Here is a 23,449-nt window from a genome sequence, read left to right as displayed (position 1 = left end):
TATCAGCGCCCGGACCGGTCCGCCTCCGGGCGCGCTGCGCGGCGAACCCCGCGGGTCGCCCCCGGCGGCCGTTCCCGCAGGTCACCCGTTCGGCCGAGTGACATTGTCCCGATACTTAAGGAGATCACTAGGGTGCGCTCATAACTTGCTCGGATACCGCTGCACATCGCCGCCGAGCAGTCCGGCAGACGGCGTAACAACGCCAGTTCCGGCAATCTAGGACTCGACGCGGGGATCCCTGCGCACAGGAGACCGCGCGACAGCGCATTGCAAGCGCCCTACGGGGCGGACGTGGCCGTTCGACTGGAGAGCAACGTGTCCGGGCGCATCGAGGATTACGCACTGATCGGGGACATGCAGACCGCGGCGCTGGTCTGCCGGGACGGCTCGGTGGACTGGTTGTGTCTGCCACGTTTCGACTCCCATGCCGTCTTCGCGAGCCTTCTGGGCACCGAGGATCACGGGTTCTGGCGCATCGGCCCGGCCTTCGCGGCGGGCACGGAGCCGCCGCGGGCCGCGCGCCGGCGCTACCGGGGCGATTCACTGGTGCTGGAGTCGGAGTGGGACACCCCGCGCGGGACCGTCCGCGTGACCGACTTCATGCCGCCGCGCGAGGACCACGCGCCGCAGCTGATCCGCATCGTGGAGGGGGTCAGCGGGCGCGTCCCGATGCGCTCCGCGCTGCGCATGCGCTTCAGCTACGGGCGGGTCGTGCCGTGGGTGCACAAGGTGGACGGGCGCACCGTGGCCGTCGCCGGCCCGGACTCGGTCTGGCTGGACACCGACGCGCAGACCTACGGCAAGGACCTGACCACGTACTCCGACTTCACGGTCGGTCCGGGCGACCGGGTGGCCTTCGCCATCAGCTGGCAGCCCTCCCACAAGGGCGCGCCGGAGACCCCGGACACGGCGGCGGCCCTGGAGGCCACCACCGAGTTCTGGCGCGAGTGGGTGGACCACTGTACGTACCACGGGCCCTACCGCGAGGCCGTGATCCGCTCGCTGATCACCCTCAAGGCGCTGACGTACGCCCCCACGGGCGGGATCGTCGCCGCGCCGACGACCTCCCTCCCGGAGGAGATCGGCGGGAGCCGCAACTGGGACTACCGCTACACCTGGCTGCGCGACGCCGCCATCACCCTGTCCTCGCTGCTGCGCACCGGCTACCGCAGCGAGGCCGCGGCCTGGCGGGACTGGCTGCTGCGCGCGGTGGCCGGCGACCCGGAGAACCTCCAGATCATGTACGGGATCGCCGGCGAGCGCGAGCTCGGCGAAACCGAGCTGGACTGGCTGCCGGGCTACGAGGACTCCGCCCCGGTGCGCGTCGGCAACGGCGCCGCGCACCAGCTCCAGCTCGACGTCTACGGGGAGGTCACGGAGGCCCTGCACCTGGGTCACATGACGGGCCTGGCCCGCAACGACTACGCCTCGGTGCTCCAGCTGAAGCTGATCCGCTACCTGGAGACCCACTGGAACGAGCCGGACGAGGGCATCTGGGAGGTGCGCGGCCCGCGCCGCCACTTCGTGCACTCCAAGGTGATGGCCTGGGTGGCCGTGGACCGCACGATCAAGCTGATCGAGAGCGGGGACGCGGACGGCCCGCTGGAGCGCTGGCGCGAGCTGCGTGACGAGATCCACGCGGACGTGTGCGAGAAGGGCTACGACCCGGAGCGCAACACCTTCACCCAGTCCTACGGCTCGCAGGAGCTGGACGCCTCCCTGCTGCTCATCCCGCAGATGGGCTTCCTGCCGCCGGACGACAAGCGGGTCATCGGCACCATCGAGGCGATCCAGCGCGAACTGTCGACCCCGGACGGCTTCATCCTGCGCTACCCGACGGCCGGCGAGGAGGCCGGGGTGGACGGGCTGGAGGGCGACGAGGGGGCCTTCCTGGCCTGCTCGTTCTGGATGGCCGACGACCTCGCGATGATCGGCCGGGTCGACGAGGCGCGCCGGCTCTTCGAGAAGCTGCTGGCGCTCCGCAACGACCTGGGGCTCCTGGCGGAGGAGTGGGACTCCAAGCGGGAGCGTCAGGTGGGGAACTTCCCGCAGGCGTTCAGTCACGTCCCGCTGATCGACACGGCACTGCGCCTGACGGCGAGCGGCGCCTACGGCGGCTGACGCGCGGGCCCTGCGGGGCCCGCCTACCCTGTAGGGGTCCCATGCCCCTTCCGGGAAGGGGGGGTGGTCATGACGCCCCTCTCGAAGGCGGGCGCGGCCCTCGCCGCGCTCCGCGAGGACCTCTCCGGTGACGTCTTCGCCCCGGGCGATCCCGGCTACGACGAGGCCCGGACCCTGTTCAACGCGATGATCGACCGCCGCCCGGCGGTGATCGCCCAGTGCGAGGGCGCGTCGGACGTGGTGACGGCGGTGCGCTTCGCGCGGGAGCTGGACCTGCCGGTCGCCGTGCGCGGGGGCGGGCACAGCGTCGCGGGGATGTCCCTGAACGACGGGGGCCTGGTCGTCGACCTGCGCCGGATGCACGGGGTGACCGTCCATCCGGCGGCGCACGCGGCACACCTCGGGGGCGGGGCGACGATGAGCCACCTGGACCGGGCCTGCCAGCCGTACGCGCTGGCGACCACCGGAGGCCGGGCCTCGACCACCGGCGTGGGCGGTTTCGTCCTGGGCGGGGGGACCGGCTGGCTGGACCGGACGTTCGGCCTGGCGGTGGACAACCTGCTGGGCGCGGACCTGGTGACCGCCGACGGCGAGCTCCTGCACGTGACGGCGGAGGACCACCCGGACCTGTTCTGGGGACTGCACGGCGGCGGCGGGAACTTCGGGATCGCGACCTCCCTGACCCTGCGCCTGCACGACCTGCCCCACATGTCGATCGCGTTCCTGCTGTACCTGCCCGAGCGCGGGCCGGAGGCGGTGCGCACCTTCCGGGACGTCATCGAGGCGGGCCCGCGCGAGGCGAGCGGCGGTGCCATCTACCTGACGGCCCCGCCCGAGGACTTCGTCCCACCGCACCTGGTGGGGCTGCTCGTGGCGTGCGTGCTGCTGACGTACGCGGGGCCCGAGGACCGGATGCGCGAGCTGGCGGAGCCGCTGCTGGCGATCCCGCACGAGGCGGAGGTCGTCACGGGCATCCCGTACGCGGACCTCCAGTGCATGATCGACGACCCGCCGGGGCTGCGGAACTACTGGTCGGCGGAGTACCTGACCGGGGTCCCGGACGCGTTCGTGGACGTGTTCTGCGCCCGCGCCGACTCGATGCCGGTGCCGACGGGCACCCAGCACGTGGTGTGGCCGCAGGGCGGGGCGATCGCCGAGGCGCCGGGCGACTACCCGGTGCCCTACCGCGACGCCCCGTGGGCGGTGCACCCGTTCGGGATGTGGGAGGACCCGGCCGACGACGACCGGGTCCGGCGGTGGGTCAAGGACGTCCGCGCCGACGTCCGGCCGTGGAGCACCGGCGCGGTGTACCTCAACTTCACCGGCGACGACGAGGGCGCGGACCGGGTCGTGGCGGGCCTCGGCGCCGGGAACATGCGGCGGCTGGGCGAGCTGAAGCGGCGTTACGACCCCGACAACGTGTTCCGCTTCAACCACAACGTCCGGCCCTTGTGAGCGGTGTCAGGTGAGGGCGGCGATCACCTCCCGGGCGGCGCGTTCGCCCTCGGTGGCGCCGCCCTCCATGAAGCCCTGGAAGTCGTAGCTGCAGTGCTCGCCGCCGATGTGGACGTTGCCCTGGGCCGTGCCCTCGTACGTCGCGTACCGGTGCAGGTAGCCGGTGGGCCAGTACGAGTAGGCGCCCAGCGAGTAGGGGTTGCGGTGCCAGGCGGAGAGCTGGGCGCGGCCGGTCCACACCGCCTTGGTGCCGGGGTAGAAGGCGTCGATGCCGGTGAGCATCCGGTCCGCGAGGGCGCGTACGTAGGGGTCGGTCTCGGTGGCGAAGGGGCTGGCGGGGGTGAGGGAGGCGGCGAGGGTGCCGCCGCCGTACTGGAGGAGGATGCCGCCGTTGCCGGGCTGGACCTTGGTGGTGTCCCAGGTCTGCTGGACGTCGGAGTCGGTGAAGCAGTCGCCGGCGGAGACGCCGTGCCAGGGGCCGGTGCCCCGCCAGGGCCGGGCGGTGAACTGCATGTTGAGCTTGGTGCAGTGGCCCATGCGCGCGTCCCTGAGCAGGTTGCGCATGAGGGGGTCGAAGCCCGCCTGTGAGGTGTCGAGGCGCTGGAGGACGGGCAGCGGCAGGCACAGGACGGTGTGGTCGGCGACGGCGGTGCGGGTGGCGCCGGAGTCGTCGAAGGTGAGGGTCTGGGTGCCGTCGGCGTTGGCCCGTACGGCGAGCAGCTCGCGGCCCGTCACGAGGGTGCCGGGGGTCAGGGCGGCGGCGATGGCGTTCGGGAGCAGGTCGTTGCCGCCGGTGATGTGGTAGCGCTCGTTCGAGAGGCCCCAGACGTTGAAGTTGCCGGGGTTGGGCTGGTAGCCCATCAGCAGGACGAGGGCGAGGGCGGACTGGGCGGTGGTGTCGGCGCCGTACTCGACGTTGTAGGCGACGTCGATGAACCGGCCGAGCTGCGAGCCGTGGCCGCCGGGGACCCGGGTCTCGATCCATTCGTACAGCGTCATGTTGTCGAGGGCCGTGCCGGCGGGGGTGGAGCTGTTCCAGGTGACCTCCCCGGCTTCCTGGAGGTCTCGGCGCAGCGCCTGGTAGACGGCCTTGAAGTCCTCGTCGGCCTGGGTGCGGGAGTAGTACGTGCCGTTGAACCAGAGCACTTCCTCGGCACCGTTGGGTCCGCCGCCGAGGAAGTCCTCGGTGGGCAGGCCGAAGCGGCGGCACAGCTCCAGGATCTTCTTGTGGCTGGTGTCGATCAGCTCGCCGCCGATCTCGGAGGTCTGCCCGTACGCCCAGTGGCCCCGCTGGGTCCACATGCGGCCGCCGACGCGGGCCGGGTTCGCCTCGTAGAGGGTGCAGGGGACGCCGGCGTCCTGGAGGGTGAGGGCGGCGGTGAGGCCGGAGATCCCGGCGCCGACGACGGCGACGCGGGCGGGTGCGGCGGGCTTCTTGGCGGGGCCGCTCTCGACGGCGTGCGCGGTGGCGGCCGCCGTCGCGGAGGAGGCGACGGCGGTGCCGAGGCCGATCGCGGCGGCCCGGCCGAGGAGTTCGCGGCGGGTGGAGCCGCGCACTTCGGCGACGGGCAGCCGCAGCCGCCGGGCGGCCGCGTGTTCCGCGGCGAGCTGCCGCAGGGAGTGCATCAGGGGCGTACGGGCCATGACGGGGCTCCTCAGACGGTGGCGGCGGTCGGGCCGGAGGGGGTGGCGGCGGGGTCGTCGGTGCGTTCGGCGGCGTCCTCCAGGACGATCCGGCCGATGACCTCGTAGCGCTCCGGGGCGTTCGCCTTCAGCCAGAGGCCGAGGGCCAGGCCGCCGACGAAGACCACGCCGACGATCCAGGGGATGAGCGTGAAGAACAGCGATCCGGCGGCGGCGCCCGCGGCGGTCTCCATGTTGAGCACCAGCAGGACCACGACCGCGATCATCCCGATCCCGCCGAGCAGGGGCGCGGTGAAGGTCCTGAACCAGTGCCGGTCCTCGGGGTGGTGGGCGCGGAAGTAGCCGATGACGGCGAAGGAGCACAGGGTCTGCACGATCAGGATCGCCATCGTGCCGAGGATCGCGAGCAGCGTGTACAGGTGCAGGTACGGGTCCTGGCCGGTGAGCCAGAAGCCGGCGACCAGGGCGGTGGCGATGGCGGTCTGCGCGACGGAGGCGGTGTACGGGGAGCCGTGCCGGGGGTGGGTGCGGCCGAGCCCGGGGTGGAGGAAGCCCTCGCGGCCGATGGCGTAGAGGTAGCGGGCGGCGCACTGGTGGAAGGCCATGCCGCAGGCGAAGGAGCCGGTGAGCAGCAGCCACTGGAAGGCGTCGACGGCCCAGGCCCCGATGAAGGTCTTGGTGGGGGCGAAGAAGAGGTCGAGGGGGCTCGTGGAGGCGGAAAGGGCGACGGAGTCGGCCAGGCCGTTGCCGGCGATGGTCATCCAGGAGACGTAGATGTAGAAGAGGCCCACTCCGATGACGGAGATGAGGGTGGCCTTGGGGATGACCCGCTTGGGGTCGCGGGACTCCTCCCCGTACATCGCGGTGGACTCGAAGCCGACCCAGGACCAGAAGGCGAAGAAGAGGCCGAGCCCGGCGGAGGTGCCGGTGAAGGCGTTCGTCGGGTTCACCGGCTCCAGCGGGATCCCGTCGGGGCCGCCGCCCGCGATGAGCACGGCGGTGGCGACGGCGAAGAGGACGGCGATCTCGGCGATGAGCATCACGCCGAGGGCCTTGGCGGTGAGGTTGATGTCGAAGTGCGCGAGGACGGCGGTGACGGCGAGCATGCCGGCCGCGTAGAGGATCCAGGGCAGGTCCACGCCGAGCTGGTCGTGGACGGTCGTCTTGGCGAAGTAGGAGAACACTCCGACGATGGAGGCCTCGAAGACGATGTACGCGAGGACGGCGAGCATCCCGGAGGCCATGCCGGCGATCCGGCCGAGGCCGTGCGAGATGTACCCGTAGAAGGCGCCGGCGGCGGTGATCCGCTTGGCCATGGCCACGTAGCCGACCGCGAAGACGGTGAGGACGACGGTCGCGAAGAGGTAACCGGCGGGGGCGCCGGTGCCGTTGCCGAAGCCGACGGCGATGGGGAGGTTGCCGGTCATCGCCGTGATCGGCGCGGCGGTGGCGACCGCCATGAAGACGACGCCGACCAGGCCGACGGAGTTGGCCTTCAGGCGCTGGACCGGGGGCGTGGCCCCGGTGGCGGGCGGAGGCGTGGCGCTGGCTCTGCTCATGGAGTCCTCGTTCCTGCTTCCTGATCTGTCCGAAGGCCGACACTCTCCACCCGAGTGACGCAGACCACAATCGGCACGCGGTCCGATAATCGCCTTGCCGGGGCGACGAGTTGTCGGTCCGGACGGGGGCATAACGGACTCCGTAACGGCCCGGTGATGTTCGCGGAACGGGGCGGCCGGTAGCGTCCGCGATATGGACGACCAGGGCGGAATCACGGTTCAGCGGGCACTTGAGCTGCCGGGGCTGCGCGGCGGGCTCCCGGAGGTGGTCGCCTGCGCCGACCGGCTCGGACGGACCGTCCGCTGGGTGCACGCGGGCGAGGTGCCGAACATCGCCTCGCTGCTCAAGGGCGGCGAGCTGCTGCTGACCACGGGCCTGGGACTCGGCACCCGGCCCGCCGAACAGCGCGCCTTCGTACGCCGCCTCGCGGACCGGGGCATCGCCGCACTGGTCGTGGAACTCGGCCCGCGCTTCACCCGGCTTCCGGCCACGATCGTCGAGACCGCCAAGGCCGCCGGGCTGCCGCTCGTCCAGCTGCACCGCGAAGTGCCCTTCGTGACGGTGACGGAGGAGGTCCACACCGAGATCGTCAACGGCCACTACGCCCTGCTCCAGCGCGCCGAGGAGGTCCACCGGCGCTGCACGGAGGCCCTGTTGGGCGGTGGCGGGATCCCCCAGGTGCTGCGCATCCTGTCCGACTTCACGGGCAACCCGGTGTTCCTGGAGACCCCGGACGGCCAACTGCTGTACGCGGCCGGGCCGGTGGCCGGGGACGCGGCGGCGGACCCGCTCCAGGTGTGGGAGGGGCTGCGGGGGCAGCGCGCCGCCGAGCCGCCCGCGAACGCCGTGGTGGTCGACGTACCGGGCGGCGGCCACGGCACGGGGTCGGTCCGGGCGCGGGTCGTCCTGGTGGGGGTCTCGGCGCCGCTGCTGCCGGTGCACCGGATGGCGGCCGAGCGCACGGCGGGGGTCCTGGCGGTGGTGCTGATGCAGGCGCGCCAGGAGGAGGAACTGGCCGCGCGCGGCCGGGGCGACTTCCTGACGGACCTGGCGGAGGGCCGGATCTCGGCGGAGGACGCCCCCGCGCAGGCCCGGGTCCTGGGCTTCCGGCCGGGGACGGGGCCGCTGCTGCCGATCGTGATGCGGCTGTCCACCGACCTGGGCGCCTCAGGGAACTGGGCGGTGCTGGCCCGGGCGGTGCTGGAGGAACTGTCGTCGGTCGGGGTGCCGGTCCTGCTGGGCGTCCGCCCGGTGGAGGGCCGGGTGCCGCTGCTGGTCTCGCTGCGCACGGAGTCGGAGCGCACGGCCGTCGCCGACCGGGTGGCCGCGGCGCTGCGGGCGGGTGTCGAACGGGCCGGGCTCGACCGGGCCTCCGCGCCGCCGGCCGTGGTCGTGGGCGTCGCGGGCGGCTGGGCGGCCGCCTCCTCGGGCCTGCGGCACGCCGCCGAGACGGCCACGGCCGCCCACGGCCTGCCGGCCCGGCCCTGGTACGACGCGCGGCGGCTGGACATCGACCTGCTGCTGTGGCGGCTGCGCGAGCACCCCGACCTGGCGGCGTTCGTGGACCGCGCGATCGGGGCGCTGCGGGTCCACGACGCGGCGTCCCGCCCGCCGCTCCTCCCGACGCTGGAGACGTACCTGGCCCACGCCGGCCGCAAGGCGGAGACGGCGCGGGAGCTGCACCTGAACCGCCAGACCCTGTACAACCGCCTGGCCCGCATCTCGGAGCTCCTGGGCACGGACCTGGACGACCCCGAATCGGTCCTCTCCCTGAGCCTGGCCCTCCGAGCCCGCCGCCACGCCACCCCTTCCTGAGGCGGGGGTGGGGGTGGGGGGTGGGGGGTGCACGGTGCGGGCCCGCCATCTCCCCCTCGACCCCCCGGGCCCGGCCGGTGGTTGCCCACCCGCCCCCTCGTCTGCGGGCCGGGGGCCGGGGGGCGGTAGCCCCTTCGACCGGGTCGGGGAGGTGCTGGGGGTTTCCCGTCAGTCCCATCGTCGTTCCGTGTCGTGCCGGCCTGTAAAGGGCGCTCACTGCGTTCGCGTCACTTCGTGATCGCCTTCGGCGACCCTTGACAGGCCGTCCCGCCCCGGAAAGCCGAAAGACTGCCGGGAAGCCCCCAGAAGAACGGTCACGGGGCAGAAGAGGGAGGGACGGGTCCCTCAGGATGGGCGAGGGGCCGGGCGCCGGCCCGCCGGGCATCCGGGCCCCCAGAGGCCATGATCCGGAGCCACAGGGGCTCTACCTGCACGGAAGGACGACAGGAGCATCCTGCGGACCACCCAGGCGCAGCAGATCGCTACGCGCTCCTCCCGCCAAGCGTCCACCACCCGCCTGGGGCTGATACCTGCACCAGAGGTTGATCAGAGCAGTCCAGGTTGCAGGTGGGCGCGGCAGATCGCTACGCGCTCCTCTTGTCTCGGCGCCTGGCCGCCGTCCTGGGGCCTGAGAGCCTCCTTGAAGGCCGTGCACCAGCTCCAGACGGCCGCCGGACGCCGAGCAGAGAGGAGCGCGTAGCGATCTGCCGCGTCTGCCGACTCTCCAGGTCGATCTGTTCGTCCTCTACTGCAGGTACCAGCCCAGGACGGCCGCCGGACGCCAAGCCGGGAGAAGCGCGTAGCGATCTCGTGCGCCTGGGTGGTCCGCAGGCTGATCTGGTCGTCCTTCCGTGCAGGTAGCCGCGCCCCTGGTCCTGAACCGGGGATCTGGGGCCCGGATGCCCGGTGGGCCGGCGCCCGGCCGCTCGTCTCGTCCATGACAGGGCCGCTCCTCCCTCTCTTGCCCCGTGACCGTTCTTTTGGGGGTTTCCCGGCAGTCTTTCGGCTTTCCGGGGCGGGACGGCCTGTCAAGGGTCGCCGAAGGCGATCACGAAGTGACGCGACGAAGGAGCGCCCTTGACAGGCCGGCACGACACGGAACGACGATGGGACTGACGGGAAACCCCCAGCACCTCCCTGAGACGGGCCGAGGGGCTACCGCCCCCGCCACCCCCGCCCCGCACCCCCGGCCCGCGCCCGCAGGCGAGGCGGGCAGCCCTGCGTCGAGGAGGGCGTCAAGAAGGGCGGCGGCGTTCCATCAGCTCGTCGTACACCGCGAGGACCTGCGCCACGGTGTCGTCCTCCGACGGCCACGTCGCCGCCTGGGCGCGCCCCGCCACCGCGAGGGCCGCCCGGCGTTCCGGGTCGTCCAGGAGGGCCGCCACCGCCCCCGCCAGCGCGCCCGAGTCCCCGTACGGGACCAGCACCGCCGCGTCGCCGACCAGTTCCGGGACTCCCCCGACCTCGGTGGCCACCAGGGCCACCCCCGCCCGCAGGGCCTCCTGCGCCACCAGGGGCCGGCCCTCCCAGCGGCTCGCCAGCACCGCCACGTCCGCCGCCGCCAGCAGCCGGTCGGCGTCCCGGCGGCGGCCCAGCAGCCGTACCGGGAGGCCCTCCTCCTCGATGCGCCGGGTCAGTTCGGGCCGCAGCGGCCCCTCGCCGGCGATGACCAGGAGCGGCGGCGGCTCCAGCACCCGCCAGGCCCGTGCCGCGTCCAGCAGCACGGAGTACCCGCGCCGCGCCACCAGGCTGCCGACCGCGATGACCAGGGGCCGTTCCACCACGCCCAGTTCCGCCCGGGTCTTGCCCGCGTCGGGCAGCGCCGCCGCGGCCGGTACGGCCACCGCCGCCAGCCGTGCGTCCCGCGCCCCGCGCCGTCGCGCGAGGTCGACCTGGTCGGAGGTGGAGCCCAGCACCACCGCCGCGGCACGGGCCACGTGCCGCTCCAGCAGCCGGCTCAGCCGGCCGAGCGCCCCCGCCGGTTCGGGCGCGCTGCCGTGCCAGGTCACCACCAGCGGCGCCCGCCCGGCCCGGCCCCGCAGGGCCAGCGCGGCCCGCATCCCGGCCCGGATCCCGTGGGCGTGCACCACGTCGGCCCCGGCGCAGGCGGCCCGCAGGGCGCTCCCCGCGTCGGGGGTGAACTCCGCCCCGGCGCCGGTGAAGTCGTACTCCCCCTCCGCCGCGACGGGCCCGCACACGGTGACCCCGACGCCGCGCGCCGCCAGTCCCGTCGCGAGGGACCGCACGTGCGCGCTGCTGCCCGCGCCCGCGCCGCCGAGGACCTGGAGGGTGCGCAGCGGTGGCCGCCCGTACGGCTGTGCGGGGGCGGGGAAGGAGGCCGGGGAGCTGCTCACGGGCCGTAGCTCCAGGGTGAGGGGTCAGAGACGTCGCCCAGGATGCCAGTCCGCACGCGCGTTCCGGGACCATACGGGTGCGGATCCCGTACGAGATACCGCAGTGCGCCCCCCAGCCTCACCCACACGGGCTAATACTCCGTCGTCACGCGTCCGCGCGCGCCGCCTCCAGCAGTTCCTCGGCGTGGGCCCGGGCGGTCTGGGAGTCCTCCTGGCCGGCCAGCATCCGCGACAGCTCGCGGATCCGGTCCTCGCCCTCCAGGACGGTCACGCCGGAGCGGGTCACCGACCCGTCGACGGTCTTCTCCACCAGCAGCTGCCGGTCGGCGAAGGCCGCCACCTGCGGCAGGTGCGTGACCACGACGACCTGCGCCGACTTGGCCAGCTTGGCGAGCCGCCGACCGATCTCGACGGCCGCCTTGCCGCCGACGCCCGCGTCGACCTCGTCGAAGAGGTAGGTCGGCACCGGGGCGGTCCCGGCGAAGACGACCTCGACGGCCAGCATGACCCGCGAGAGCTCACCGCCCGAGGCGCCCTTGGCGATCGGCCGCGGCTGGGCTCCGGGGTGCGGGGCGAGCAGCAGCTCGACCTCGTCCGCGCCCGAGGGCCCGTACGCGACGGCGCGTCCGCCGACCTCGACGCCTTCGGCGTCCTCGGTCTGGCGGATCTCGATGGTCACCCGCGCGTGGGGCATGGCCAGGGAGGCCAGTTCCTCGGTGACGGCGGCGGCGAAGCGTTCGGCGGCCTCCGTCCGGGCGTCGGTCAGCGCCTGCGCGAGCAGGGAGAGTTCCTCGCGCAGCGCGTCCCGCTCGGCGGTCAGCTCGGTGATCCGCTCGTCGTCGCCGTCCAGTTCCAGCAGCCGTGCCGAGCCCTTCTGGGCCCAGTCCAGCACCGCGTCGACGGAGTCCCCGTACTTGCGGGTCAGCTGGGTCAGGGCGGCCCGCCGCTCCTCCACGGCGGCCAGCCGCAGCGGGTCGGCGTCCAGGTCGTCGGCGTACCCGGCGAGTTCCCCGGCGACGTCGCCGAGCAGGATGCCCAGCTCTCCGATCCGGTCGGCGAGCGCGCCGAGCGCCGCGTCGTGGGAGCGTACGGATTCCAGCGCGCGGTGCGCGCCCGCGACGAGGGTGTTGGCGTCGACGCCCTCCGGGTCCTCGACGTCGCCGGCCAGCGCCGCGTGCGCGGCCTGCGCCGCGGAGGCCAGGGACTCGGCGTGTCCGAGCCGTTCGGCCTCGGCCGCGAGCTCGGCGTCCTCGCCGGGCAGCGGTTCCACGGCGGCGATCTCGTCCAGCCCGAAGCGCAGCAGGTCCGCCTCCTGTGCCCGTTCCCGGGCGCGGGTGGTGATGGTGTCCAGCTCGGCGGTGGCGGCCCGGAGCCGGCGGTAGGCGCCGGCGTACTTCTCCAGGGGGACGGCGACGGCGTCGCCGGCGTACCGGTCGAGGGCCTGGCGCTGCCGGGCGGGCCGGAGCAGGCCCTGCTGGTCGGTCTGGCCGTGGACGGCGACGAGGTCGTCGGCGAGTTCGGAGAGCAGGCCGACGGGCACGGAGCGGCCGCCGACGTGGGCGCGCGAGCGCCCCTCGGCGGACACCGTCCGGCTGATCAGCAGGGCGCCCTCGTCGAGCTCGGCCCCGGCCTCCTCGGCGCGTACGGCGGCGGGTGCGTCGGGGCGCATGACGACGCGCCCCTCGACCACCGCGGCCTTGGCGCCGATCCGTACCAGGGCCGGGTCGGCGCGGCCGCCGAGCAGCAGCCCGAGGCTGGTGACGACCATCGTCTTGCCCGCACCGGTCTCGCCGGTCACCGCGGTGAAACCGGGCGACAGCTCGACCACCGCGTCGTCGATGACCCCGAGCGACCGTATCCGCATCTCCTCAAGCACGGGACGACGATACCGAGGTTTCACCGGTGCCATGTGACCTCACCCGCCCGAAGTTTCTCGAACGGATGTGCTATTGGAGCGTCAGTGCGGTGCTCCGCGCCACCCCGAGACCGGCAGCGCGAACTTCGCCACCAGCCGGTCCGTGAACGACGCGTGGTGCAGCCGGGCGAGCCGCACCGGCACCGTCCCCCGCCGGACCTCGACCCGCGCCCCCGCGGGCAGCTCCAGCGTCCTGCGCCCGTCGCACCACAGGGCCCCGTGCGGGGTACCGTTCTGCACCTCCACGGCCAGCACCGACGTCGGGGAGGTCACCAGCGGCTTCGCGAACAGCGCGTGCGCGCTGATCGGCACCATCAGCAGCGCCTCCACCTCCGGCCAGACCACCGGCCCGCCCGCCGAGAAGGCGTACGCCGTGGAGCCCGTCGGAGTGGCGCAGACGATGCCGTCGCAGCCGAAGCCCGTCACCGGGCGCCCGTCGATCTCCAGGACCACCTCCAGCATCCGCTCGGCGGACACCTTCTGGACGGCCGCCTCGTTCAGCGCCCAGTCCCGGTGCACGATGTCGCCGTTGGTCCGTACGAGGACGTCGAGGGTCATCCGCTCCTCGACCTCGTACTCCCGGGTCACCACCCGGTCCACGACCTTGTCCAGGTCGTCACGCTCGGCCTCGGCGAGGAACCCCACCCGGCCCAGGTTGACGCCCAGCATCGGCACTCCCGAGCCGCGCGCGAACTCCGCCCCGCGCAGCAGGGTCCCGTCCCCGCCCAGCACGATCAGCAGCTCGCACCCGTCGAGCACCTTGGGCGTGCACTCGGCGACGAGCTCCACCTCGGGCGGCAGCGGCAGGTCACGCGCCTCGTGCTCCAGGACCCGCACCCCGATCCCCGACTTCAGCAGCCCCTGCACCACCAGTTCGGCGCTGCGGATCGCGGCCGGCCGGCCGGTGTGCGCGACGAGGAACACCCTGCGCGGCTCCGCCGCCCCCGCGGCCCCTCCCGATCCCTCCGATTCCACCCGACGTGCTGAACCTGCTGAACCTGCTGACACCTCTGTCACTGCGGCCCCTCCGCCACTGCACGGTCGACATCCCCCGGGTCGAGTGCCGGTGCCCCCGCCCGAAGCCACAGAAAGTACTCGACGTTCCCCGACGGCCCCGGCAGCGGGCTCGCGGTCACGCCGAGGACGCCCAGGCCCAGCTTCCAGGCCTGCGCCGCGACGTCCTTCACGGCCTCGGCCCGCAGCTCGGCGCTGCGCACCACGCCGCCGCTGCCCAGGCGCTCCTTGCCCACCTCGAACTGCGGCTTCACCATCAGCACCAGGTCGGCGTCCGGCGCCGTGCAGCGCACCAGCGCGGGCAGCACCAGGCCGATGGAGATGAAGGACAGGTCGCCGACGACCAGGTCCACCGGGACCCCGTCGATCAGTTCGAGCGTCAGCTCGCGCACGTTCGTACGGTCCTTGACGGTGACCCGCTCGTCGCTCTGCAGCGACCAGGCGAGCTGCCCGTAGCCGACGTCGACGGCGACGACGTGCGCCACGCCCGCGCGCAGCAGCACGTCCGTGAACCCGCCCGTCGAGGCGCCCGCGTCCAGCGCCCGGCGCCCCTCGACGGCCAGTCCCAGCGGCCGGAAGGCCGCGAGCGCGCCGGCGAGCTTGTGGCCGCCCCGGGAGACGTAGTCGGGGTCGCTGTCGTCCTTGAGGACGACGAGGGCCGCGCTGGTCTCGACCTGGGTGGCCGGTTTGGTGGCGGTGGTACCGCCCACGGTCACCCGGCCCGCGGCGATCAGCTGGGCCGCGTGCTCGCGCGAGCGGGCCATGCTGCGGCGTACCAGTTCGGCGTCCAGGCGGCGGCGTGCCACTCCTGCCACGTTCGGTTCAGCTCCTGTTTTCGTAAGGTCCGGGGACCGGCGGTGCGTCCAGCGCGTCCAGCGCGGCGCGCAGTCCCCTGTGCACATCCTCGTACACCTCGACGTGCCCGTCCGCCGCCAGGTGGTCCGCGTCCGCCAGCCGCTCCAGGTGCGCGTCCACCCTGGCGTGGCCGGTGGGGGTGCGTACGAGTCCCAGCGGCGCGGCCCCGGCGGGCTCGGCCGCCGGCTCCGCCGCGGGCTCGGCCGCCGCGGGCCCGGCGGCCGTCCCGCCGGCGGGAGGCGCGGGCTCCTGCGGGTCGTCCGGAACGCTCCCGGACCGTGCTTCGGTCATGCCCCGACGCTACCCCGAAGCGCGGCCGTCACCACGCGCGGCTCTGCGGTACGGTCGTGATCACCATGGCTACGATCCAGGAGTGCCGCGCGGCACTCGACCGACTCTCCGACAACCTGGCCTCGGCGGACGGCGGCGTACGCGGCGCGGCCGCCCTCGACCGCTCCCTGAGCTGCCACATCACCGACCTCGACGAGACCTTCACCGGCCGCCTCGACGGCGGCCGGATCCGGGTGGAGGCGCTCACCGCCGGCCCGCCCCGGAGCAAGGCGGAGATCCGGCTGGCGATGACCGGCGACGACCTGGTCGCGCTGGTCGCCGGCGAGCTGAAGTTCGCCAAGGCCTGGGCCGCGGGCCGGGTCCGCCTGGAGGCCGGCTTCCGCGACCTGCTGCGCCTCAAGAGCCTGCTCTAGCCCGTGCGGCGCGGCGCCCGGTCCCCGACGCGCCGCCCGCCGGGGGGCGGTGCCCCGGCCCGGGGACACGGCCCGGCCCGGGGACACGGCCCGGCCCGGGGACACGGCCCGGCGCGGGCCTCAGACCGCGGCCTTCGCCCGCGCCTGGCGGGCGGCCGGGACCACCAGCGGGGTTCCGGTCTCCGGGTCGTCGATGACCTGGCAGCGCACCCCGAACACCTCCTCCACCAGCCCCGCCGTGACCACCTCGGCCGGCGGGCCCTCGGCGACGACCACACCGCCGCGCAGGGCGATCAGGTGCGTGGCGTAGCGGGCCGCGTGGTTGAGGTCGTGCAGCACCGCCACCAGCGTCCGGCCCTGCGTCTCGTGGAGCTCCGCGCACAGGTCGAGCACGTCGAGCTGGTGCTGGATGTCCAGGTAGGTGGTCGGCTCGTCCAGCAGCAGCAGCGGGGTCTGCTGGGCCAGCGCCATCGCGATCCACACCCGCTGGCGCTGCCCGCCCGACAGCTCGTCCACGGCCCGGTCGGCGAGCTCGGCGACCCCGGTGGAGGCCATCGACTCCAGCACGATCCGCTCGTCCTCCGCCGACCACTGCCGCAGGAGCCCCTGGTGCGGGTAGCGGCCGCGCGAGACCAGGTCGGCGACCGTGATGCCGTCCGGGGCGATCGAGGACTGCGGGAGCAGGCCCAGCGTCTTCGCCACCTTCTTCGCCGGCAGCGAGGAGATCGCCTGGCCGTCGAGCAGCACCCGCCCCGCCGCCGGCTTCAGCATCCGCGACAGGGCCCGCAGCAGCGTCGACTTGCCGCAGGCGTTCGGGCCCACGATCACCGTGAAGGAGTTGTCGGGGATCTCCACCGACAGGTTCTCCGCGATGACCCGCTGGTCGTAGCCGAGGGTGACGTTCTCCGCGCTCAGCCTCTGCACTTGCCCACTCCTCGTTTCGACCTGCTTGTTCATATACGTCCCGCCTTGCGCTCCATGACGAGCAGCCAGAGCAGGTAGACACCGCCGACCAGGCCCGTGACCACGCCCACCGGCAGCTGGTCCGCGCCGAAGGCCCGCTGCGAGGCCAGGTCCGAGGCCAGCAGCAGGACGGCGCCCATCAGCGCGCCGGTCAGCAGGTTCGACCCGGGCGACCGCGACAGCCGCCGGGCCAGCTGCGGCGCGGCCAGCGCCACGAAGCTGATCGGACCGGCCGCCGCGGCCGCCGCGGTGGTCAGCAGGATCGCCGCCAGCATCAGCAGCAACCGGGTCCGCTCCACCGGCACGCCCAGCGCGTACGCGGCGTCGTCGCCCATCTCGATCATCCGCAGGGCCCGGCTCTGCCCGAGGATCAGCGGGAACAGCACCGCGCACACCGCCAGCAGCGGCCACACCTGCGCCCAGTCCCGCCCGGCCAGCGAACCGGTCAGCCACACCATCGCCCGGGTGGCCTCGACGATCTGCGCCTTGGCGATCAGGTACTGGATCAGCGCCACGAGCACGGCCGAGGCCCCGATGCCGACGAGCACCAGCCGGTAGCCCTGGATCCCCTGCTTGTACGCGAGGAGGTAGACGGCCGCGCCGGCCAGCAGACCGCCGACGACCGCGCCCAGCGCGACCTCGGTGGCGCCGCCCTTGAAGACGATGATGACGACGAGCGCGCCGACGGCCGAGCCGTACCCGAAGCCGAGCAGGTCCGGGGAGCCGAGCGGATTGCGGGAGACGGACTGGAAGACCGCCCCGGACATCCCGAGGGCCGCACCGACCATGACGGCGACCAGGACCCGGGGCAGCCGCAGGTCGTTCACGATGAAGTCGTCGGCGGGCGTCCCGTTGCCCAGCAGGGTCTGTACGACGTCCCAGGGCGCGATCTCGAAGTCGCCGGTGCCGATCAGCACCACGGCCAGCACCAGGGTCACGGCGGCCAGCACCAGCCCGGCCGTCAGCGCGCGCGGTTCGACCCGCAGCGAGGTGCGGCCGGGTCCGCGCAGGGCCCGGAGCCGGGCGGCCCGGGCGGCGGGGGTCGGGGCGGCGGGGGTCGCGGTCACAGCTGGGCCATCCTCTTGCGCCGAACCAGGTAGATGAAGACGGGGCCGCCGATGAGCGCGGTGACGATGCCGACCTGGAGCTCGGAGGGCCGGGTGACGACCCGTCCGATCACATCGGCGCCGAGCAGCAGCACCGGCGACAGCACGGCCGAGTACGCGAGCACCCAGCGCATGTCGGGCCCGGTCACGAGGCGGGCCAGGTGCGGGATCATCAGCCCGATGAAGACGATCGGCCCGCACGCGGCGGTCGCGGCCCCGCACAGCAGGGTGATGGCGGCCATCGACAGGATCCGGGTCCGCGTCAGGTGCGCGCCGAGCGCCCGCGCGGTGTCGTCGCCCATCGCCATCGCGTTGAGCGGCCTGCCCAGCACCAGCGCCAGCACGGCGCCGGCCAGCAGGAACGGCGCCACCTGCCGGACGGTGTCCATGTTGGCCGAGGCCAGCGAGCCCACCGTCCAGAAGCGCAGCTTGTCCAGCGCCTTGGTGTCCATCAGCTGCACGGCGTTGATGTAGCCGACGAGGGCCGCGCTGGCCGCCGTACCGGCGAGCGCGAGGCGCACCGGGGTGGCGCTGCGGCTGCCGCCGAGCACGTAGACCACGACCGAGACGACGGCGGCGCCGAGGAAGGCCCACCAGACGAACTCGGTCAGCGTCGCCGCCCCGAAGAAGCTGATCGCCGAGACGACGGCGGCCGCGGCACCCGCGTTGACCCCGAGGATGCCGGGCTCGGCCAGCGGATTGCGGGTCAGCGCCTGCATCACCGCGCCGGACAGGCCGAGTCCGAGCCCGACCATCACCCCGAGGACGGTGCGCGGGACCCGCAGGTCCCGCACGACCACGTCGTTGGTGGTGCCGGAGTAGTGGAACAGGCCGTGCCAGACGTCGCCGAGCGGCATCGGCTTGGCGCCGACGGCGATGCTCGCCACCGCGACAAGGGCCAGCAGGACGAGGGCGATCAGCAGACCGGCGGCGCGCGCCGCGTGCCGTGGACGGGCCACGGGCGGCGGCGCGCTCTGCTCGGTTTCGGGGGGACTCTCAGCCAACACGAAGGTTAGGTTAGCCTACCCTGCGCCCCTTCTGATCATCCGAACGGCCGACACCGCCCGGCTCAGAACCCCAGCCTCGCCAGGGCCTTCTCCACGTCGTCCGCGTACACCCCGTCCCCGGCCCGCGACCAGGCCGCCGCGCACAGCGCCCGCAGCCCGTCCACCGGATCGCCCGCCCCGGCGTCCCCGGCCGGCTCCACCTCCAGACCGCCGTCCGCGTGCGCCGCGTACCAGCCGCCGCAGCGCCAGCCGCCCTCGTGCTCCACCACCTCCGGCTGCCCCGTCAGCAGCCCGCGCAGGTCACGGTCCACGTACGTCGGCCGGTGCCTCGGCTCGGCCCGCAGCAGCTGCGCCGCGTCCGTCACCCCGGTCAGCACCAGCAGCGAGTCCACGTCCCCGTTGAACGCGCCCTCGATGTCGGTGTCCAGCCGGTCCCCGACCACCAGCGGCCGCTCCGCCCCGGTCCGCAGCACCGTCTCCCGGTGCATGGGCGGCAGCGGCTTCCCCGCCACCTGCGGCTCCGCACCGGTGGCGATCCGTACGACCTCCACGGCCGCCCCGTTGCCGGGCCCGATCCCCCGCGCCCCCGGGATCGTCAGGTCGGTGTTCGACGCGAACCACGGCACCCCGCGGCCGACCGCGTACGCGGCCTCCGCGAACCGCCCCCACGGCAGGTCCGGCCCGCCGTACCCCTGGACGACCGCCGCGAGGCCCTCCTCGTCGGCGGACTCCACCGGCACCAGCCCGCGCTCGCGCAGCGCGACCCGCAGCCCCTCGCCGCCGATCACCAGCACCTTCGAACCCGGCTCCACCTGCTCCGCGATCAGCCGGGCCACCGCCTGCGCCGAGGTGATCACCTCACCGGCCTCGGTGGGGATCCCCAGCTCCGTCAGGTGCTCCGCGACGGCGTCCGGAGTCCGCAGCGCGTTGTTCGTGACGTACGCCAGGTGCATCCCGCCCTCCCGGGCCACCGCGAGGGACTCCACCGCGTGCGCGATGGCGTGCCCGCCCGCGTACACCACCCCGTCCAGGTCCAGCAGGGCGGTGTCGTACGCCTGGTGCAGACTCCGCTCACTGCCCGCGGGTCCGGTCCTGCTCTGCCGGGTCATCTGCCCACTCCTTCTGAACCGTTCCAACAACGCTCGAGACGACGCGATTCTTAAGATCGATCTTGTCCGAGTTTGCGCTGCCCCGTAAGTCCCCCGATCATCCCGCATCCCGAGACGGGTCTTACCATGCACCAATGACCACACCTGGCAACGCGGAGCACGGCCTGCGCCTGATCCCCTTCCACGGCCTGCGCTACGTCCCGGAGCGCGTCGGCAGCCTGGCGGCAGTGACCTCGCCGCCGTACGACGTGGTCGTACGCCCCGACGGAGTCGACTACCTCGAATCCGCCGACCCGCACAACATCGTCCGGCTGATCCTGCCGCAGGCGGAGACCCCGGCCGCGCGCAACGACCAGGCCGCCCGCACCCTGCGCGACTGGCTCGCCGGGGGCGTCCTCAGCGCCGACCCGCAGCCCGCGCTGTACGTGTACGAGCAGCGCAAACCGGGCCTCCTCCAGCGCGGCATCATCGGCGCCCTCGCCCTCTCCCCCGCCGAGGCGGGCGTGGTGCTGCCCCACGAGGACGTCATGCCGGACGTGGTCACCGACCGGGCGGGCCTGATGCGCGCCACCTCCGCCAACCTGGAACCCCTCCTCCTCACCTACCGAGGCGACGGCCCCGGCACCGGGGCGGCCGCGATCGTCGAGGACACCGCCGCGCGCGAGCCGCTGCTGTCCACGGTCACCGAGGACGGCTTCCGCCACAGCCTCTGGGCCATCACGGACCCGGCCGAGCTGGCCGCCGTCACCGCCGACCTCGCCCACCGCCAGGCCCTCATCGCCGATGGCCACCACCGCTGGGCGACGTACCTGCGCCTCCAGGAGGAACACGGCCCCGCCACCCCCTGGGACTTCGGCCTGGTCCTGCTCGTCGACACCGCCCGCTACCCGCTCCAGGTCCGGGCCATCCACCGGATGCTGCGCCGGCTCCCCCTCTCCGAGGCCCTGGCCAAGGTCGAGGGCTCCTTCCGGGTCCGCCCCGTCCAGGGCCCGCTGCCCCTGGCCCTGGAGGCCCTCGCGGACGCCTCGGAACGCGGCAACGCCTTCCTCCTCACCGGCGACGGCACCTTCCACCTGGCCACCGACCCCGACCCGGCCCTCATCGAGCGCACCGTCCGGGAAGACCGCCCCGAGGCCTGGCGCCGGCTCGACGCGACCGTGCTGCACGCCTCCCTGCTCGACGCCCTCTGGCAGATCCCGGACGCCCCCGACCACATCTCGTACATCCACGACGCCGCCGCGACCGTCGCCATGGCCGAACGGCACGGCGGCACGGCCGTCCTGCTGCACCCCGTACGCGAGGAGGTCGTCCGGGACCTGGCCCGCCAGGGCGTCACCATGCCCCGCAAATCCACCTCGTTCGGCCCGAAGCCGGCGACCGGCCTGGTGCTGCGCAGCCTGGACTGACCACGCCAGGCGCCCCGCCGCGCCGCACCGGCCCCGGAAACGCGGAAGGGCGGCACCCCCGAGGGGGTGCCGCCCTTCCGTCGTCCTGCGGAGCGCCGCGGTTACGCCTTGCCGCGCTCGTCGTCCTCCAGGGCCACGATCTCGTCGGTCACGTCGACCTCGGGGTCGGCGACGGGCTCGTACTCGTCGTCGTCCTCGTCGTAGTACTCGGTCTGGTCGGTGGCGCGCTCGGCGGCGGCCACCTCGGCCGGGTCCTGGTCGTCCTCGTCCTCGTCGACGCCCGCGTCCTCGAAGTCTTCGTCGGCCGCGGCGGCGTCCACGAACTCCACGCCGTCGATCTCGGCGAGGCGGTCGGAGGCGTTGGTCGCCCCGTCCTTGTCGGCCTCGAGGGTCTTGGCGAACCACTCGCGGGCCTCGTCCTCACGGCCGGCGGCCAGCAGGGCGTCGGCGTAGGCGTACCGCAGGCGCGCGGTCCACGGCTGCACGGCGCTGGAGGCCAGCTCCGGGCTCTGCAGGGTCACGATGGCGGCGTCGAGCTCGCCCATGTCCCGCCGGGCACCGGCCGCGACCAGACGCATCTCGACCTGGCCGGCCTTGTCCAGCTTCTGCACCTCGGGCTCGCCGGCCATCGCCAGCGCGCGCTCCGGACGGCCGAGGCCGCGCTCGCAGTCGGCCATGACGGGCCACAGCTCGACGGAACCGGTCATCCGCTTGGCGGCGCGGAACTCCGCGAGCGCCTCGCTGTACTTCTGCGTCGCGTACGCGGCGAAGCCGGCGGCCTCGCGCACGGCGGCGACGCGGGAGGCCAGCCGCAGGGCGATGCGGGAGTACGCGTACGCCTGCTCGGGCTCCTCGTCGATCAGCCGGGCGACCATGACGAGGTTGCGCGAGACCTCCTCGGCCAGGCCCTTGGGCAGGCTCAGGAGCTCCTGACGCACGTCGGCGTCGATCTCGTTGCCGGTGACGTCCTCGTCGATGGGGAGCCGCTTGACCGGGTCGCGGTCGGAACGGAAGTCGCGGTCGCCCCGGTCGTCACGACGGAAACCGCCACGGTCGCCACCACGGTCATCGCGGCCACCACGGTACCCACCACGCTCGCCCCGGTCGTCACGGCGGAAACCACCGCGCTCGCCACCCCGGTCGTCACGGCGCGGGTAGGACGGACGGTCGCCACCACGGTCGTCACGACCGCCACGGAACCCACCCCGCTCGTCATCGCGACGCGGGTACGAGGGACGCTCGCCCCGGTCGTCACGACGGAACGACGGACGGTCCCCACCCCGGTCATCACGACGCGGGTAAGACGGACGGTCGCCACCACGGTCGTCACGACCACCGCGGAACCCACCCCGCTCGTCGTCACGACGCGGGTACGAGGGACGCCCACCGCGGTCGTCATCGCGACGCGGGTACGAGGGACGCTCGCCCCGGTCGTCACGACGGAACGACGGACGCTCGCCACCCCGGTCATCACGACGCGGGTAGGAGGGACGGTCACCACCACGGTCATCGCGACCGCCACGGAAGCCACCCCGGTCGTCGTCACGACGCGGGTAGGACGGGCGCCCACCGCGGTCGTCATCGCGACGCGGGTACGAGGGGCGGTCGCCCCGGTCGTCACGACGGAACGACGGACGGTCCCCACCCCGGTCATCACGACGCGGGAAGGAGGGACGGTCACCACCACGGTCGTCACGACCGCCACGGAAGCCACCCCGGTCGTCGTCACGACGCGGGTAGGACGGGCGCCCACCCCGCTCGTCGTCACGACGCGGGTACGAGGGACGCTCACCCCGGTCGTCACGACGGAACGACGGACGGTCCCCACCCCGGTCATCACGACGCGGGAAGGAGGGACGCTCGCCACCACGGTCATCGCGGCGCGGGTAGGAGGGACGGTCGCCGCCACGGTCGTCACGACCGCCACGGAAGCCACCCCGGTCGTCGTCACGACGCGGGTACGACGGACGGTCGCCACCGCGGTCATCGCGGCGGAAACCTCCGCCGGCGGGACGCCCACCGCGGTCGTCGCGACGGAAGCCGCCACCGGCGGGCCGGCCGCCGCGGTCGTCGCGACGGAAGCCGCCGCGGTCGCCGCCACGGTCGTCACGGCCCCCTCGGTAGCCGCCCCTGTCACCGCCGTCGTTGCGCCGAGGCTCGCGCTCCGGACGATCGTCGGAGTAGTTGGACATGGGTGTGACTCCTGTCTTCGGGGTACCGCTAGTCATTCTCGCGCAGCCAGCCCATGGCCGCGCTTCGGCGTAAGGATGGGTAAAACAAAAAGGACCCTTGGTCCAGCGTTGAACGCTGGACCAAGGGTCCTTTGAAAGATTGTTCGGCGGCGTCCTACTCTCCCACAGGGTCCCCCCTGCAGTACCATCGGCGCTGAAAGGCTTAGCTTCCGGGTTCGGAATGTAACCG

The 23,449-nt window shown here is 73.7% G+C and carries 17 protein-coding genes, 1 rRNA gene and 1 pseudogene; 5 read left to right on the top strand and 14 right to left on the bottom strand.

Annotated features, from left to right (window positions below; translation table 11 throughout):
- The first annotated feature begins 291 nt into the window (after positions 1-291).
- Together AC069X_RS30715 and AC069X_RS30710 are read left to right on the top strand one after the other, a co-directional pair.
- A complete protein-coding gene (locus AC069X_RS30715; RefSeq protein ID WP_478733644.1) occupies positions 292-2,121 on the top strand; it encodes a glycoside hydrolase family 15 protein in 1,830 nt (609 codons plus the stop codon).
- 69 nt (positions 2,122-2,190) lie between these two features.
- Positions 2,191-3,576, top strand: a complete 1,386-nt coding sequence (locus tag AC069X_RS30710) for an FAD-binding protein (RefSeq protein WP_478733642.1) — start codon at positions 2,191-2,193, stop codon at positions 3,574-3,576.
- Positions 3,577-3,582: 6 nt separating this feature from the next.
- On the opposite strand, the gene AC069X_RS30705 is transcribed toward AC069X_RS30710, so the two are convergent.
- Positions 3,583-5,220 (bottom strand): flavin monoamine oxidase family protein, encoded by a 1,638-nt coding sequence (locus AC069X_RS30705; RefSeq protein WP_478733640.1) that lies wholly within the window; start codon positions 5,218-5,220, stop codon positions 3,583-3,585.
- A gap of 11 nt (positions 5,221-5,231) precedes the next feature.
- A complete protein-coding gene (locus AC069X_RS30700; protein ID WP_478733639.1) occupies positions 5,232-6,779 on the bottom strand; it encodes an APC family permease in 1,548 nt (515 codons plus the stop codon).
- Positions 6,780-6,972: 193 nt separating this feature from the next.
- Here AC069X_RS30700 and AC069X_RS30695 point away from each other — a divergent pair, with 193 nt between their 5' ends.
- Positions 6,973-8,595 carry a PucR family transcriptional regulator gene (locus AC069X_RS30695; RefSeq protein WP_478733637.1) on the top strand — a complete coding sequence of 541 codons (1,623 nt, stop codon included), beginning with the start codon at positions 6,973-6,975 and terminating at the stop codon, positions 8,593-8,595.
- Positions 8,596-9,830: 1,235 nt separating this feature from the next.
- Here the strand turns inward: AC069X_RS30695 and AC069X_RS30690 are convergent.
- The 5 genes from AC069X_RS30690 to AC069X_RS30670 all read right to left on the bottom strand — a co-directional run bounded on the left by AC069X_RS30690 (position 9,831) and on the right by AC069X_RS30670 (position 15,024).
- Positions 9,831-10,949 carry a glycosyltransferase family 4 protein gene (locus AC069X_RS30690; protein ID WP_478733635.1) on the bottom strand — a complete coding sequence of 373 codons (1,119 nt, stop codon included), beginning with the start codon at positions 10,947-10,949 and terminating at the stop codon, positions 9,831-9,833.
- Positions 10,950-11,094: 145 nt separating this feature from the next.
- Positions 11,095-12,813: a DNA repair protein RecN gene (recN, locus tag AC069X_RS30685; RefSeq protein WP_478733784.1), complete on the bottom strand. Its 1,719-nt coding sequence runs from the start codon at positions 12,811-12,813 to the stop codon at positions 11,095-11,097.
- A 93-nt stretch (positions 12,814-12,906) separates the two neighbouring features.
- A complete protein-coding gene (locus tag AC069X_RS30680) occupies positions 12,907-13,839 on the bottom strand; it encodes an NAD kinase (RefSeq protein WP_478733633.1) in 933 nt (310 codons plus the stop codon).
- Between the two features lie 38 nt (positions 13,840-13,877).
- Complete coding sequence (locus AC069X_RS30675; protein WP_478733631.1) at positions 13,878-14,693, bottom strand: TlyA family RNA methyltransferase; 816 nt, start codon at positions 14,691-14,693, stop codon at positions 13,878-13,880.
- 7 nt (positions 14,694-14,700) lie between these two features.
- Positions 14,701-15,024, bottom strand: a complete 324-nt coding sequence (locus AC069X_RS30670; RefSeq protein ID WP_478733629.1) for a hypothetical protein — start codon at positions 15,022-15,024, stop codon at positions 14,701-14,703.
- Between the two features lie 65 nt (positions 15,025-15,089).
- Between AC069X_RS30670 and AC069X_RS30665 the strand changes: the two genes are divergently transcribed.
- Positions 15,090-15,437 carry an SCP2 sterol-binding domain-containing protein gene (locus AC069X_RS30665; protein ID WP_478733627.1) on the top strand — a complete coding sequence of 116 codons (348 nt, stop codon included), beginning with the start codon at positions 15,090-15,092 and terminating at the stop codon, positions 15,435-15,437.
- Between the two features lie 120 nt (positions 15,438-15,557).
- Here AC069X_RS30665 and AC069X_RS30660 read toward each other — a convergent pair whose 3' ends face one another.
- The 4 genes from AC069X_RS30660 to AC069X_RS30645 form a co-directional block, all read right to left on the bottom strand.
- Positions 15,558-16,394, bottom strand: coding sequence for an ABC transporter ATP-binding protein (locus AC069X_RS30660; protein ID WP_478733625.1), 837 nt, complete (start codon positions 16,392-16,394; stop codon positions 15,558-15,560).
- Positions 16,391-17,467 (bottom strand): FecCD family ABC transporter permease, encoded by a 1,077-nt coding sequence (locus AC069X_RS30655; RefSeq protein ID WP_478733623.1) that lies wholly within the window; start codon positions 17,465-17,467, stop codon positions 16,391-16,393. The genes AC069X_RS30660 and AC069X_RS30655 overlap by 4 nt, the downstream gene beginning before the upstream one ends.
- A complete protein-coding gene (locus AC069X_RS30650; protein ID WP_478733621.1) occupies positions 17,464-18,513 on the bottom strand; it encodes a FecCD family ABC transporter permease in 1,050 nt (349 codons plus the stop codon). Before AC069X_RS30650 ends, AC069X_RS30655 begins: the two co-directional genes overlap by 4 nt.
- 62 nt (positions 18,514-18,575) lie before the next feature.
- On the bottom strand, positions 18,576-19,622 hold the full coding sequence (locus AC069X_RS30645; RefSeq protein ID WP_478733619.1) for an HAD hydrolase-like protein: 1,047 nt from the start codon (positions 19,620-19,622) through the stop codon (positions 18,576-18,578).
- Positions 19,623-19,756: 134 nt separating this feature from the next.
- On the opposite strand from AC069X_RS30645, the gene AC069X_RS30640 reads away from it, so the two are divergent.
- The gene (locus AC069X_RS30640) at positions 19,757-21,028 is read left to right on the top strand and encodes a DUF1015 domain-containing protein (protein WP_478733617.1); all 1,272 of its coding nucleotides are present in this window, start codon (positions 19,757-19,759) and stop codon (positions 21,026-21,028) included.
- Positions 21,029-21,129: 101 nt separating this feature from the next.
- Here the strand turns inward: AC069X_RS30640 and AC069X_RS30635 are convergent, their stop codons facing one another.
- The 3 genes and pseudogenes from AC069X_RS30635 to rrf form a co-directional block, all read right to left on the bottom strand.
- Positions 21,130-21,966 (bottom strand): tetratricopeptide repeat protein, encoded by an 837-nt coding sequence (locus AC069X_RS30635; protein WP_478733782.1) that lies wholly within the window; start codon positions 21,964-21,966, stop codon positions 21,130-21,132.
- 357 nt (positions 21,967-22,323) lie between these two features.
- Positions 22,324-23,220, bottom strand: a pseudogene (locus tag AC069X_RS30630) (hypothetical protein); the annotation flags it as partial.
- Positions 23,221-23,361: 141 nt separating this feature from the next.
- Positions 23,362-23,449 (bottom strand): 5S ribosomal RNA (gene rrf, locus AC069X_RS30625); the annotation flags it as partial.

The sequence above is a fragment of the Streptomyces sp. NPDC043896 genome, from assembly GCF_056435605.1.
The sequence above is the reverse complement of the archived record's forward strand: the minus strand, read 5'-3'. Positions and strand labels throughout refer to the sequence as shown.